Annotated in this window: 2 protein-coding genes; one reads left to right on the plus strand and one right to left on the minus strand. The window is 59.9% G+C overall.

The annotated features are described in order from the left end of the window. Positions 1-584, minus strand: a 584-nt coding sequence (locus D6877_RS16855; RefSeq protein ID WP_178083700.1) for an ATPase, T2SS/T4P/T4SS family, incomplete at its 3' end; no start/stop codon positions are given. Between the two features lie 110 nt (positions 585-694). Between D6877_RS16855 and D6877_RS16860 the strand changes: the two genes are divergently transcribed. Further along, positions 695-1302 (plus strand): PAS domain-containing protein (locus D6877_RS16860; protein ID WP_153189069.1); only part of this gene is annotated, 608 nt, incomplete at its 3' end.

Here is a 1302-nt window from a genome sequence, read left to right on the forward strand (position 1 = left end):
TGGCGCAGAGTGTTCTTCAAAGCCGCATGAAAGCTTCGGGTATCGACGCCGACTTCACGCTGATTGATGATCGAGCGCTTGTGCCGATGGATATATTCGATCGGGTCTTCGATCGTCACGATGTGCCCGGCACTGTGGCGGTTGCGGTGATCGATGAGTGCCGCCAGCGAAGTCGATTTGCCTGAACTGGTCGCGCCGACAAAAAGAATCAGGCCACGTTTGAGCATCACCGTTTCCAGCAACACTGGCGGCAGCTTCAGGTCTTCGAATCGCGGGATGTCGACCTTGACGTTGCGGATCACGATCGAGACGTCATTGCGCTGCTTGAAAATGTTCACCCGGAATCGCCCGACGCCCGTTCGGGAGATTGCCAGGTTCATTTCCAGATCCCGGTCGAACTCCCGGCGCTGCTCGGCGTCCATCAGGGAGGTGGCGATGGCTGCGGTTTCACCGGGTTTGAATGGCTGCTCGCGCAACGCCGTCAGCACACCGTCAATGCGAGCGCTCGGGGGCGCGCCAGTAGAGAGGAACAGATCCGAGCCGTTTTTTTGCGACAATATTGACAACAGTGCATCGATTTCCATGGCTGAAAGCACCCGCGAAGCATTGAATGAGCAGAATTGGCCTACGCTTGGCGCGGCTCCTGCAACAATGATAGACCCCGTCTCACCGAACCACGCTCAGGATTGAAGTAATGAACGCTGTATCCGCCGTTGACGACGCCCAGGCCCTGATTGCCCGCACCGACTGGAGCCGCAGCCCGCTGGGCGCTGCCGGCACCTGGCCGCAGAGCCTGCGCACAGCGGTGGACATCGTGATTCATTCGCCGATGCCGATGCTGCTGTTATGGGGCCCGCAACTCACGCAGATCTACAACAATGGTTTCGCCCTGCTCGCTGGCAGCAAGCATCCCGAAGCGTTCGGGCAACCGACGCATGAGGTCTGGCCGGAAGTACGAGACTTTTCCGAGCCGATTTACCAGGCGGTGCTGCAGGGTCAGGTGCGCAGCTTCAGCGAGCAGCGGTTCAGCGTGCAACGCGACGGCAAGAAAACCGATTTCTGGCTGGATCTGACCTACAGCCCGATTCGCGATGAAACCGCACAGGTGGCCGGGATTCTGATCACCGCCATCGAAACCAACGAGCGCCGACGCATTGCCCTGGAATTGCAGCGTCGTTCCGAAGAAAGCCTCAAGGCCCAGCGCCAGTCCGAGGAGCGTCTGCAACTGGCCCTCGCCGCCACCGACGCCGTCGGCACCTGGGATTGGGACATTGGCGAAGACCGTTTCATCGCCGATGCGCA

Origin of the sequence: Pseudomonas sp. Sample_9 (assembly GCF_004307535.1) — a bacterium.
In the GTDB taxonomy this organism is placed as follows: Bacteria; Pseudomonadota; Gammaproteobacteria; order Pseudomonadales; family Pseudomonadaceae; genus Aquipseudomonas; species Aquipseudomonas mercuritolerans.